The sequence below is a fragment of the Streptomyces sp. CA-278952 genome, assembly GCF_028747205.1.
Lineage (GTDB): Bacteria > Actinomycetota > Actinomycetes > Streptomycetales > Streptomycetaceae > Streptomyces.
Window position 1 is genome coordinate 4,142,745 of record NZ_CP112880.1, and the last position, 12,790, is coordinate 4,155,534.

The window sequence follows — 12,790 nt, forward strand, 5'->3', positions numbered from 1 at the left end:
TGTCTTTGCGGTCCGAGTGTCTTTGCGGTCAGTGTGGAGTGTCGGTGATCTCCGCGTGGTGCTCCGGAACCGCCCGGTCGTTCAGCGCGCCCACCGGTCCGTGGTGTCCGCCCGCCAGCAGGTGCCGGGGGTCCGCCGCGCGCTGGATCGCCGCCTCGACCGCCGCGATCCGGTCCGCGAGCAGCCCGAGCGCGGCCACCGCCCTCGTCATGGGGTCGCCGTCCGGGCCGCCGAGCGCCTGCGTGCGGACGTAGGACGCGGTGATCGCCGCCCACCGTTCGGCCTGTTCGGCGGTGAGCGTCCCGCGCAGGGCGGCCAGCTTGAGGAGATTCGCCTCGGCCCCCGTGGTGAGCGTCTGGGCCTCGCCGGCGTAGTGGTCGTCGACGACGGCGGACAGCTCGTCGTCGTTCATGACGGGCACGATCCGCTCGGCGATCTTGTTCATGTTGCGGTAGGAGCCCTGGAGCCGGAACGGCGGCTCGGTGCGCGTGGCGTCCGTCCGCGCGGCCGAGGCGATGTACGCCGCGTTCACCGCGAGCACGGTGTCCCGGGCCGTGAGCAGATGGCGCAGCACCGCCAGGATCCGGTCCAACTCCGCAGCGCTGTACGGGTGGTCCATGTGCTCCGCGCGCGCCGCCGGGTCGCTGCCGCCCGCCAGCCGCACCAGCAGCGCCAGGTCGTCCCGGGACCGGGCGGCCAGCGGGGCGAGGACCGGGTTGGCGGTCAGGGCGTTCTCCACGAAGCTCAGCGCGAAGACGTCGTCCCGGCCGCTGAGGACCTCGCCGAGGTTCCAGACGTCGGCCCGGTTGGCGAGCATGTCGGGGATCCGGAACTGTTCGCCGGACTCGGTGTACGGGTTGCCCGCCATGCACACCGCGAACCGCTTGCCGCGCAGGTCGTAGCTGCGCGGCTCGCCGTCCCGCACGCCCTCGATCCGGCGTGTGGCGTCGCACAACGGGATGAACTTCTGGAGCAGCTCGGGCGAGGTGTGCTGGATGTCGTCGAGGTAGAGGAGGGTGTTGTTGCCCGCCTCCAGCGCAAAGTTGATCTTCTCGATCTCCTGCCGGGCGGTGGCGCTCGGGGCCCGGGTCGGGTCGAGGGAGGTCACGTCGTGGCCCAGGTTCGGCCCGCTGATCTTGACGAGCACCATGCCGAGCCGCTCCGCGACGTACTCCATCAGCGTCGTCTTGCCGTAGCCGGGCGGCGAGACGAGCAGCAGCAGCCCCTGCGAGTCGGTGCGCCGGTCGGCGTCGGCGGTGCCGAGCTGCTTGGCAAGGCTGTCGCCGATCAGCGGCAGGTACACCTCGTCGAGCAGCCGGTTGCGGACGAAGGCCGACATCACGCGCGGCCGGTGGTCGTCCAGCCGCAGCCGTCCGCGCTCGGCGGTCACCAGGGAGGTGCGCAGCCGCTGGTAGGCGCGGAAGCCGGGCACGGTGTGCGCGCGGAACGCGGCGGTACGGGCGAGGAGTTCGTCGATCCGTACGGTGAGGGCCCCGCCGCCCTCGATGCGCGGGTGGTCGCCGAGGAGGCCCTCCAGGCGCTCGGTGAGCGGCGCGTCGCTCGCGTACCGCTCCAGCTCCGGGCAGAGCTCCACCGCCACGGCCTCCGCCAGGTCGCCGCCGCCGAGACCGGCTCCGCCGCAGGCCCCCGCCGTCTCGGCGTACGGGGCGAGCCAGCCCTCCACGAGCTGCCGGCGGGCGGCCTGGTCGTCGCCCAGGGCCGCCAGGTCCTCGGCGTACGCGTCAGGGCCGACCGCCCGGTGGAAGGCCTCCAGGAAGGCGCGGACCGAGGAGCCCACGACGAATCCGGCGGGCCCGGTGGTCAGCTCATCGAAGAGGTACGCGGCGACGGCGTGACCCGGCGCGGACGGGCACGGGGAGCCGATCGCCGCCGCCCACTCCCCCTGGAGCACCGCGATGGCCGGGGCGAGCCCGAAGGTGTCGCGGGCACGCGCCAGCGAGACCGCGCGCCTGGTCCAGGAGGTGCGCAGCGGGTCGTCGGCGTCGTACACCCAGAAGAGCTGGGCCGCCGCGCGGACGGCGGGCTCGTGGCGCAGCAGCCCCGCGTCCGCGTGCAGGCGCAGCAGTGCGGCCAGGATCGCGGTGGCATCCTCGTCGTGGACGCCCCGCGTGTACCCCTCGTCGTACGCATCGGAAGCTGACTCCCGCACGAGACGCGCCAGTTCGGGATCGGCCAGCGAGGCGAGGTGTCCGGCCCCGTGCTCGTCGAGGAGGCGGGCGGCGAGGTGCTCGGCGCGGTAGACGGAGGCGTTCTCGGAGGGGAGCAGCTGCTCCCAGTACGGCCGGGCCGCCGCGAACGCCGGGTCGGTGACCGGGGCCCGGTAGTCCGTCCCGGTCAGCGCGAAGGCGAGGCTCTCCCCTGCGGGCACGAGCGTCAGGTCGAACGGCTGGGTGTTCACCGCGAACCGGTGGCGGCCCAGCTTGATCACGGAGCCGCCGTCTGCGTACAGCTCGGTGCGGTCGCGCAGGGCGCGGCCGGCCTCCTGGCGGGCCGCCTTCAGCCGCCCGTCCAGCTCCTCCGCCCGTACGGGGTCGCCCAGTTCACGCAGCTCGTCGGCGGTCCGGCGGACCTTGGCGACCATCGGGTCGGAGGCGAAGTAGGTGTGGACGGCGTCGAGGTCCTCCAGCGAGGCCAGTCGCCGGGCGATGGTCTCCAGCACCCGGCCCGCCGACCCGGCCAGCCGCTCCGCGCGCCGCGCCCGCTCGTCCTGGAGGGTCTGCTTGCGCGCCGAGAACGCCTCGTACACCTCGGTGCGGCGCTCGGCCAGCTCGGCGAGGAAGTCGTCGAACTCCGCGAACCGCGACTCCAGGTTCTCCCACTGGAGCAACAAGCGAGCTAGTTGGTCGTCACATGTCTCCGGGGTGTCGGCAGCGGACAGCGCGCCCGTCACCGCCTGTCCGAGCAGCGCGAACTCGGCGGCGAACTCGGCCCGCCCCTCCTTCGACAGCAGCTCCCGGCGGCGTGCGTCGAGCGTGGCGCGGGCCCGGTTCGCACCGCCCAGCACCTCCGCGATCCGCTCCAGGATCGACGTACGGACGGTGGCGTCGCCGATGTCGAGACCGGCGACGACATCCGTGACGGTGGCCAGCCCCTCCGTCATCGCCGACAGCCGGTCGGTCACGGCGGATGCGTCCCGGACGGTCTCCAGCGCACCCGCGTCGGCCACGAGCCCCGCGATGTCCTTGTGATACCCGTCGAACGCGTCCTCGCGGGCGAGGAACGACACGGCCCGCTGGGCGGCCGATGCGATGTCGTCCTCGGTCCGGGCCGACAGTTCCGCGACGCGCTCGACGTCGGCGTACCGCATCTCGCCGACCGTCGCCAAGTGGCCGTGCGCCCGGCGGAGTTCGGTCAGCCGCTCGATCCAGGCGGAAGCCGACCCGGGAGCCTCGCCGCGCACCCGGCGCACCAGTGCGGTGATGCGGGCGGCGGTCTCCTCCAGCGCGTCGGCGGCGCGCCGGGTCAGCTCCTGTACGGCGGTGAACTCGGCCAGCACCTGCTGCGCGGTGACCCGCAGTTCGCGCAACGGTTCGTCGAGCGCACCCAGTTCGGGGTCGGACAGCCAGTGATACCGGTCCTGGGCACGGGCGCAGTCGGCCGCGAGCCGGCCGTAGACAGCGGTCGTCGGCGTCATGTCCCGTACGCCGTGGGCGAGGGCGAGGCAGTCGGAGATCCCGCGTACCAGGTCGGCGTTGCCGGTCCGGGCGAGCGGGCCGGTCCCGGCGGGCCGGGCGGCGGCGTAGGTGTCGGAGACGTACGGGGTCTCCCAGCGCTGCAAGGGGTGCACGCGCGCGGGCCCGTCCGGGGCGTCCCGGAGCAGGACCAGCGTCCCGTCGTCCAGCAGGGCGTGCCCGCGCCCGGTGAGCGGGGTGGCGACCTCCTGACGGATCAGGTTGTACGGGAGCAGGAGGCTGCGCAGCCCGTCGCGGGAGCGGAAGACGTAGAGCACGTCCTCCCCGTTGGGCGAGCGGACCGCGCCCTCGAAGACCGGCTCGGTCAGCTCCTCGGCGGTGTCGAAGGTCTTCGCGGTGCCGGTGGTGAGGTAGTAGCCGCCGGGGAAGATGATGCCCTGGTCCTCGGGGAGCCGGTGGCAGGACGGGCCGATGCCGTCGAGCCGCTGGACGGTGGCGAGCAGCGAGTTGAAGACCAGGTGCCGCCAGGCGTCCTCCTTGTACGGGCGGACGCGCAGCAGCACCAGCGGCCCGACCTCCGCGTACTCGACGTCGGCGTCGGCCAGCGACTGCAACGGCTCGTCGACGGGCTCCTCGTAGATCCCGTCCGGCGACTCCGTGTCGTCGGTGACCTTGACGGTGAGGGTGCCGCCGAGCGTGTCGACGAAGAGCCCGCCGCCCTTGCCGACGGCGATGTGCGGATGGCGTCCCGGGACGTGGGCCTCGCGCCCCGCCACGATCCACGCGAAGTCGTGGGAGGGCGGGAAGACGTGGTCGCGCTCGCCCTGCGCGTCGAGGAACGCCCCCGGCGACCCGTCCGGCCCCAGCGCCCAGCGCAGCACCCGGATGTCGTCGGCGTTCTCGCCGGTCCGGAAGACGGCGAGGAGCCTGCCGTCGACGCGGCGTAGCCGCAGCAGGCGGGCGTCGCGGAAGTAGCGGTGGAGGGAGGCGAACTCGCGCCGGAAACCGTCGTCGTCGAGGAGGGCGGTCTCCGCACCGGTCTCCGCACCGGACTCCGATGCCGGGGCGTCGTCCGCCGGGGCGGAGTCCCGTACGAGGAGGACGTCCTCGACCTCGGCCTCGCCGCGCGCGCCCGGCCCGCGCTCGAAACCGAAGAGCAACTGGTCGCCCACCGCGACGAGGTCACGCGGCACGGAGGCCCGCTCGGTGCGCACCTGCTCGGTGGCCAGCAGCCGCAGCCCGGTCGAGCCGAACTCCTCGGTCCGCCGTACGTTGAGCGCCTCGGCCCGCCGCACCAGCTCCCCGGCCTGCGCCGAGAGCCGCCGCCGCAGCACCTCGTAGGCACCGGTGTCCACGTCGTCGGCGGCGCTCGGGGTGTTCTGCGGCGCGGTGGCGGTGGCGGTGGTGGTGGCGGTGGTGTCGCTGTCCATGGGTACGGCTCCCTACGTGTTCCATCGTCTTCAGCCGGCCCGGCACCCCCAGCCCGTCCGGCGTTTGAGGACGGAACCGTGCGGCCGGTGGTCCCGCCTCCTGGCGTGCGGGGGCGGGCCCGGGATTCCAGCCGGTCCGGCGTTTGAGGACGGAACCCTCGGCTCGGTGAGCCAGCCCTGACGGGCAGACCGGTCCCTGGTGCGCCCGCCCCCGTGGGACGCACACCCAGTCCGGTGGCCCCCGGGCCAGGGGTTCCGTCCTCAAGCGCCGGACGGGCTTGATGTGGCCGCCCTCGTTCGGTCCTGGGCCCCCGGGCCGAGGGTTCCGTCCTCAAGCGCCGGACGGGCTGGGAGTGGCCGAGGGCTTGTCCTCAAGCGGCGGACGGGCTGGGAGTGGCCGAGGGTTCCGTCCTCAAGCGGCGGACGGGGTGGCGTGCGCTACCCGAGCGCCCCGGCCCCGGCCCCCGCCCCCGCCCCGTTCCGGGAGGCGGTCGTGGCCGCCGGAGCCACCGGCGTACCGGTCGTCAGCGACGACACCGGCAGATCCGCCAGCCCCAGCTCCTTCGCCGCCGCCAGCAACTGCTGCACCTGCCCCGACGCCGCCCCCGACGCCCCCGGCCCCATCAGCCGCATCAGCAGCGCCGACACCGTCAGGTTCTGGACATCGCCCGTGGAGAAGGATCCCAGCACCCGGCTGATGTCGTCGGTGAAGGACGACGAACCGTCCAGCCACGGCCCCGCCAGCGCCTGCGCGGTCCGCGAGTTGTCGACGAACCCGTCCACCGCCTTGCCGAGCGAGATCGACGAGACGAGCCGGTCGAAGAAGACCGAGTCGCCGCCGACGATGTCGATGTCGGCGTTCTCCAGGCCCGTCGCCAGGATCGTCGCCTGTGCCTCGGCGACCTGCCGCTGCACGTCGAGACCGGCCAGCCGGATCTCCTTCTCCGCCTCCAGCCGCAGCCGGTACTCCTCGTGCCCGCGCGACGCCTCGTCCAGCGCCGCCATCGCGGCCGCCTTGTCCGTGAGCCCCGCGGCCTCCGCCTTCAGCTTCTCGCCGATGACCGCCGCGTCGGCGGTCGCCTGGGCTGCGGTGCCCTCCGCCGTGGCGAGCGCCTTGAGCCGCGAGCCCTCCGCCTCGGCCTTGAGCCGGGCCGCCGTCGCCCCGGCCTCCGCGAGACCGGCCTTCTCGGTGACGTCCGCCTCCGCGTCCGCCACCTGTACGGCGGCGAGCCCGGGAGCGGCCGTCTCGGCCTGGATGCCCTCGGCGAGCCGCAGCTTGGCCTGCGCGTCGAGGTCTGCGGTCTTGAGCCGGGCCTCGGCGAGCGTGAGCTGCTCGGCCGCCAGGTGGGTGGAGGCCGCCTCCGCGGCCTCGGCCGCCTTGATGTCCTTGACCAGCTTCTCCTGGGCCTCCGCCTCGGCCGCGATGATGACCGACCTGCGGGACCGCTCGGCGTCCTCGACGGCGCGCAGGGTGAGGATCGACTCCTCCTGCTCGGCGACCGTGCGGTCCACCGCGATCCGCTCCCGGATGACGTCGGCGACCTCGCGGCGCTCGGCCTCGACCTCCTTCATGGCGGCGATCCTGTTCAGCTCGGTCTCGCGCTCGCGCCCGATGACCTCCAGCATCCGGTCCTTCTCGATGCGCTCGCTCTCGACGGCGATGACGCGCTCGCGGTTCTTCTGCGCGACGGCGATCTCCCGCGCCTGGTTCTCGCGCTGGATGCCGAGCTGCTCCTCGGTCTTGATGAACGCCGTCTGCGAACCGAGCCGCTCCTCCTCCTGCACCCGGGCGGTGGCCGCCTCCTCGCGGGCCCGCAGGACCTCGACCTCGCGGCGCTGCTTGATCTCCGCCTCGGCCTGCCGGCGCTCCAGCTCCAGGATCGTCTCGCGGGCGTCGACGTCCTGCCGGGTGATCTCCTTCTGCTCGGTGCGCTGGAACTCGTTGGTCCGCACGTGCTCGATCGCGGTCAGCTCGGTGATCTTCCGGATGCCCTGGGCGTCCAGGATGTTGGCCCCGTCGAGCTGGGCCATCGGGGTCTGCTCGAGGAAGTCGATCGCGGCGTCGTCGAGGTGGTAGCCGTTCAGGTCGGTACCGATGACCTGGATGATCCGGTCGCGGAACTCCTCGCGCTTGGTATACAGGTCGACGAAGTCGAGCTGCTTGCCGACGGTCTTGAGTGCCTCGGAGAACTTCGCGGCGAAGAACTCCTGGATGGCGACCTTGTCGCTGGCCCGTGCCGTGCCGATGGACTGCGCGACCTTGATGACGTCCTCGACGGTCTTGTTGACCCGGACGAAGAAGGTGATCTGGATGTCGGCGCGGATGTTGTCCTGGCAGATCAGACCCTCGCGCCCGGCACGGCGGATCTCGATCGTCTTCACCGAGATGTCCATCGTCTCGGCCTTGTGGAGCACGGGCAGGACGACGGCTCCGGTGAAGGTGACGTCGACCTTCTTGGTCTTGGAGATGATCAGTGCTTTGCCCTGCTCGACCTTGCGGAACAGCCGGGTGATGACGAAGGCGATGGCGATGACGATGAGCAGGACAACGGCGATGAGCACGCCGATGCCCAAGGAGATGGCATCCATTGAAGAGTCCTTGGCGGCTTGTCGGTACGGAGAGGGAACAAGCGAAGTAGAGGTGGCCTGCCTGTCACGGGGGCGGGCGGCCGGTGGGCGGCGACGACGGTGGTACCCGAAGGCTTGAAGTCCTGGTGGCCCGGTGGCCCGGTGGCCCGTCCGGGTCAGCCGGTCGCCCCGCCCGGCAGTTCGTGCGGTCTGGCGCTCGGACCCGGATCGAGCGCCGCGTCATAGGGCGAGACCCAGAAGAACTCGCCGTCCTCGTCGTACGCGTAGAGCAGTCCGGAGCCGCCCATGACCAGCGGTGCTTCTTCGGCGGCCGGGCCGGAGAGCCGGGAAGCGGACGGGAACGGTCCGGCCGTGCGGACCTGCACGATGGCCGTCGATCCGTCGTGCGACACGACCTCGGCCTGGCCGAACGTGGCGGTGACGGAGCCCGTGCGGATCGTGCAGACACTTCCGACGAAGTCCAGCCGCGATGGCGGAGGTTCCGCCGGGAAGTACCGGCGGAAGCGGTGGACGAGGAGGCGGACGGCCGCCCAGGCGAGGAACAGCGACCCGGCGAGTACGGCGACGGAGAGCACGGCGCGGGTGGCGCTGCCGGTCTCGCTCCGGTGCAGCAGGACCGTGCCGGTCACGCTGCCGAACCAGGCGAAGACGACCAGCAGGGAGACGGAGACGGAGACAGGGACGCCGCCGAGACCGGCCGGGCCGGTGTCGAGATCCGCGTCGAAGGAGTCGTGGCCGGCGGCCCCGGCGAGCACCAGCAGCCAGAAGCAGACGACGACCACCAGAGCGGCGCCGAAAACGACGGCGGGGAATCCGAGTGTCGCGCTCAGGAATTCGCCGATCGGTCCCACCCCCTGCGGTTCTGCGCACGGGCCCTGAGGCGGTGCGCGTCCGTGTGATTCGGCACGGGGGCGGCGAGCGGTCGCTCGGCGGGCGGGTGGCGAGGCTCGGCGCCGCGGCGTTGTCCGAACCTGCCGCGGCGGCCGGAACGCCCCTCGGGACTCCTCCCGCCGGATCCCGGATCCCGGGCCCTGGACCGTCCCCGATCCCCCGTGGACGGTCCGGCACCCGGGATCCGGAAGGGGCTTCCGCCCCCGTGCTCCCCCGTGCTTCCCCCGTGTTGTTGCTGACCTGATCGTGTCATCCGACACCGGCCCAGCGCATTGCCGGAACCCGGCAATCTATACGCTTCGCTCATGCCGGGCACCGGCACCGCCCCGTGTGCGTCGGGGAAATGACAAGACTGTTGCAAGGCTGAAGGAGAGTGCGTGGCCGAGCTGAGGATTCCCGAGGAAATGCTGGGCAATTATGCCCACATTCTGGGCGAAGTCGCCCTCACCGGCCGTCGCTTGACCCGCGACGAACTGGAAGCTCGCCGTGCGCTGGGCCGTGCGGCGGCGGACGCGGGTCATCAGCTCCGCGCTCTGGTGACGATGCATCTGGCACAGACTCGTGAGTCCTGGCCACGAGGAGCTGCCGGAAACTCCCCCGCCACGACCGACGCCGTTCTGGCCGCTGTGGAGCAGGCGGTCGACGCCTTCGCCGAGGGCTTCGAGCGTGCCCAGCGGCTCACCGTGCGACGGGAGGAGGCGGCGCGCCGCGAGTTCATCGACGACCTGCTCTACGGGCGCAGCGATCTGGTGCGCCTCGCGGAGCGGGCGACCCGCTTCGGCCTGCGGCTTTCCCGGGCGCACGCGGTGGCAGTGGCGGCCGGCCCGGAGGCGTACACGGAGACGGACGCGGTGCCGCGCAGTGTGGAGGCGGCGCTGCTGGCGCGGTTCAGCGGCCGCAAGATCCTGTTGACGACGAAGGACGGCCGGATCGTCTGTATCGCACCGGGCAGTCAGCCCGACGTCCTGCGCTACTTCGCCAAGCAGGCGCACGCGGCGACGGACGGCGGCCAGGTCGCGGTCGGCCGCCCGCACAAGGGCCCCGGCGGGGTGGTCCACTCGTACGACGAGGCGCTCGAAGCCCTCGACCTCGCGGGCCGGATGGGGATGGACGACCCCGTGCTGTACGCCTCGGACCTCATGGTCTACCCGGTGCTGACCCGGGACCGGCAGGCGATGGCCGATCTGGTGCGCAGTGAGCTGGGCCCGCTCCAGAAGGCCCGGGGCGGCGCGGAACCGCTGCTGAACACGCTGGCGGTCTACTTCGACGCGGGCTGTGTCGCCGCCGAGACCGCCCGCCGACTGGCGTTGAGCGTGCGGGCGCTGACGTACCGCTTGGAGCGCATCCACCAGTTGACCGGGTCCGACCCTTCGGATCCGATGCACCGCTACACCTTGCAGACGGCGGTCATCGGGGCCCGGCTGCTGGACTGGCCGGCCAAGGAGCTGTGACGGACGGCCGCCCGGCGGAGGAACGTGGGGGCGGGGGACGGAAGGTGTGGCCGGGGGTGCTCAGGGGGGTGACGCACCCCCGGCCTGCCGGTGGGGAGGGGACGCGGGCCGATGGTCTGCCGGCCCGAGCGACCGCACCGGCGGTCCTGGTGGGCCCTACAGGTCGAACTCGTGCGGCGGCAGGTCGAGCGCGAAGCACGCCTCCCGCACGACGGCCTGCTCGGACGGGTCGAAGTCGCCGTCGGCGCCGCCGATGACGATGCCGATCTGGACCACGGCACGGGCCTCGGTCGGCTTCTTCTTCGCCTTGGCGATCTCCTGGAGGACGTTGACCTTGCCGAACGCGAAGTCGGCGGTGAGCTGGTCGACGTAGGCGTTGAAGCGGCGCTGGAGGTCGTCCGCGGGGAAGTTCCGCAGGACGTCGTTGGTCGAGATGAGGGTGGCGACGCGCTGACGCTCCGACGGGTCGATGGAGCCGTCGGCGGCGGCGACGAGCGCGCACATGGCCATGCTCGCGTCCCGGAACGACCCCGACTTCAGGTCGTTCTTCTTCGCCTCCAGCTGCGTCTGCATCGACGACGCGGATTCTTTGATGCGATCCCACAGAGCCATGACGTCTCCCTACGTTGCGGTGCGAATCCGGGACCGGAACCGGAACGGGTGCAACTCTACAGGCGTGTAGATATCGATGATGGGGTGCGGGGTGCCTTCGCGGAGAAGCCTCGGACACGGCGAAGCCCCCGGACGCGGTGAGGGCATCCGGGGGCTCCGGCGGGGGTTGCGAGCGACAGGGCCGCAAGGCGGCTACTCGCGCGTCTCGCCCGCCGGTTCGGGGGTGAGGTCGTCGTGTGACGCCAGTCGGCGCTCGGGAGCGGACTTCGCGGGGGGCTCCTTCTCCGCGCCGCTCGCGCCCTGGCTCTTCCCGCCGCCGACGTGGTCTCCGTCTCCGTCGCCGTCGCCGCCGGCGCGACGGGCCTCGATCTTCGCCGCGAGGGGCTGCGTCCACCGGGCGGTGAGCGGGCCGACGATGACGAGGATCAGGACGTACGCGGTGGCGATGGGGCCGATGCGCGGCTCGGTGGCCACGGCCAGACCGGCGATGACGATGGAGAACTCACCGCGCGCCACGAGGGTGCCGCCCGCCCGCCAGCGGCCGCGCGAGCCGATCCCGGCGCGCCGGGCCGCGTAGTAGCCGGTGGCGATCTTGGTGAAGATGGTGACGATGGCCAGCAGGGCCGCGGGCAGCAGCACCGGCGGGATGTCGGCCGGGTTCGTGGAGAGCCCGAAGAAGACGAAGAACACGGCGGCGAACAGGTCCCGCAGCGGGGTGAGCAGCTTGCGGGCGCCCTCGGCGACCTCGCCGGAGAGCGCGATGCCGACGAGGAACGCGCCGACGGCCGCGGACACCTGGAGCTGCTGGGCGACTCCGGCGACGAGGACGGTGAGGCCGAGGACGACCAGGAGCAGCATCTCCGGGTTGTCGGAGGAGACTGCGCGGCTGATCAGGCGGCCGTGGCGGAGCGCCAGGTAGAGGACGAACCCGACGGCGCCGAGCGCGATCACGAGCGCGAGGCTGCCGCCGGCCAGGCTGACCCCGGCGAGCATGGCGGTGAGCAGCGGCAGGTACACCGCCATCGCCAGGTCCTCCATGACGAGGACGCCGAGGATGACGGGTGTCTCGCGGTTGCCGAGCCGGCCGAGATCGGTCATGACCTTGGCGATCACCCCGGACGACGAGATCCAGGTGACCCCGGCGAGCGCGACCGCGCCCACGGGGCCCCAACCGAGGATCAGGGCCGCGACGGCGCCGGGCGTCGCGTTGAGCACGAAGTCCACGGCGCCGGACGGGTACTGCGTCTTCAGGCTGGTGACCAGCTCGGACGCGCTGTATTCGAGCCCCAGCAGGAGAAGCAGCAGGATGACGCCGATCTCGGCGCCCACCGCGGTGAACTCTTCGCTGGCCTTGAGCGGAATCAGCCCGCCGTGTCCGAACGCCAGCCCGGCGAGGAGGTAGAGCGGGATCGGGGAGAGGCCTATCCGCCCGGCGAACCGTCCCACGAGCCCCAGCCCGAGGATGACGGCTCCCAGCTCCACCAGCAACGCAGTCGTGTCATGCACGGTCAGCCCTCCGCAATGATCTCGGAGAGCGCGTCGACGCCCTCACGCGTACCGACGGCGACGAGTGTGTCCCCGATGGCCAGTCGAAAATCCGGTTCCGGCGACGGGTGCGCGCTGTGGGTGCGCAGCACCGCCACGATGGACGCCCCGGTCCGAGTCCGTGCCCGCGTCTCCCCCAGCAGCCGCCCGCCGTACGGGGAGCGGGACCCGAGCGGGATGTGCTCGGTGACGAGGTCGATGCCATCGGTCCGTACGGCGTCGATGGGCGCCGCATCGATGAGGTGCGCGAGCGCGGTGGCCTCGGACGTCGACAGAGGGACGGAGAGTTGGCACGAATCAGGATCGTCCTGTTCGTAGAACCCGATGAACCGGCGACCGTCGTTGTGGACGACGACCGAAATGTGCTGGCCCGTCTCGGTCGTGAAGTCGTACTGAGCACCCACTCCGGGCAGTGACGTGCGGCGGGTTCCCATGGCTTCCTCCCGAGACGTGCGGCGGTGCGCGCGCACTTGGCGATCTCTTTATCCGGCCATGACCTTATCGGGCGGCGAAAATCCGCCTGGGGCCGCGGCCGGAAGCCGTACGGGCACGTATGACGGAGTGCTCCCACGAGCCACCGCCGTGGTCGGCCTCGCCGCCCTGGCCGAGAATCGCCCTG

The 12,790-nt window shown here is 72.2% G+C and carries 7 protein-coding genes; 1 reads left to right on the plus strand and 6 read right to left on the minus strand.

What is annotated here, in order from left to right:
• Nucleotides 1–28: 28 nt before the first annotated feature.
• The 3 genes from N7925_RS18550 to N7925_RS18560 all read right to left on the minus strand — a co-directional run bounded on the left by N7925_RS18550 (nt 29) and on the right by N7925_RS18560 (nt 8,514).
• Nucleotides 29–5,083, minus strand: coding sequence for a DNA repair ATPase (locus N7925_RS18550; RefSeq protein ID WP_274344511.1), 5,055 nt, complete (start codon nt 5,081–5,083; stop codon nt 29–31).
• A 438-nt stretch (nt 5,084–5,521) separates the two neighbouring features.
• On the minus strand, nt 5,522–7,672 hold the full coding sequence (locus N7925_RS18555) for a flotillin family protein (RefSeq protein WP_274344512.1): 2,151 nt from the start codon (nt 7,670–7,672) through the stop codon (nt 5,522–5,524).
• Between the two features lie 155 nt (nt 7,673–7,827).
• Nucleotides 7,828–8,514 carry a hypothetical protein gene (locus tag N7925_RS18560; protein WP_274346497.1) on the minus strand — a complete coding sequence of 229 codons (687 nt, stop codon included), beginning with the start codon at nt 8,512–8,514 and terminating at the stop codon, nt 7,828–7,830.
• A gap of 426 nt (nt 8,515–8,940) precedes the next feature.
• Between N7925_RS18560 and N7925_RS18565 the strand changes: the two genes are divergently transcribed.
• A complete protein-coding gene (locus N7925_RS18565; protein WP_274344513.1) occupies nt 8,941–10,014 on the plus strand; it encodes a PucR family transcriptional regulator in 1,074 nt (357 codons plus the stop codon).
• A gap of 156 nt (nt 10,015–10,170) precedes the next feature.
• On the opposite strand, the gene N7925_RS18570 is transcribed toward N7925_RS18565, so the two are convergent.
• The 3 genes from N7925_RS18570 to N7925_RS18580 form a co-directional block, all read right to left on the minus strand.
• Nucleotides 10,171–10,626, minus strand: a complete 456-nt coding sequence (locus tag N7925_RS18570) for a tellurite resistance TerB family protein (protein WP_274344514.1) — start codon at nt 10,624–10,626, stop codon at nt 10,171–10,173.
• A gap of 192 nt (nt 10,627–10,818) precedes the next feature.
• A complete protein-coding gene (locus N7925_RS18575; RefSeq protein WP_274344515.1) occupies nt 10,819–12,132 on the minus strand; it encodes a cation:proton antiporter in 1,314 nt (437 codons plus the stop codon).
• A gap of 2 nt (nt 12,133–12,134) precedes the next feature.
• Nucleotides 12,135–12,605 (minus strand): cation:proton antiporter regulatory subunit, encoded by a 471-nt coding sequence (locus N7925_RS18580; protein WP_265600679.1) that lies wholly within the window; start codon nt 12,603–12,605, stop codon nt 12,135–12,137.
• Nucleotides 12,606–12,790 lie beyond the last annotated feature (185 nt).

Bases quoted from the DNA above. Each gene is read 5' to 3' on its own strand.
- N7925_RS18550 (WP_274344511.1), bottom strand. From the start codon at position 5,083: ATGGACAGCGACACCACCGCCACCACCACCGCCACCGCCACCGCGCCG.
- N7925_RS18555 (WP_274344512.1), bottom strand. From the start codon at position 7,672: ATGGATGCCATCTCCTTGGGCATCGGCGTGCTCATCGCCGTTGTCCTG.
- N7925_RS18570 (WP_274344514.1), bottom strand. From the start codon at position 10,626: ATGGCTCTGTGGGATCGCATCAAAGAATCCGCGTCGTCGATGCAGACG.
- N7925_RS18580 (WP_265600679.1), bottom strand. From the start codon at position 12,605: ATGGGAACCCGCCGCACGTCACTGCCCGGAGTGGGTGCTCAGTACGAC.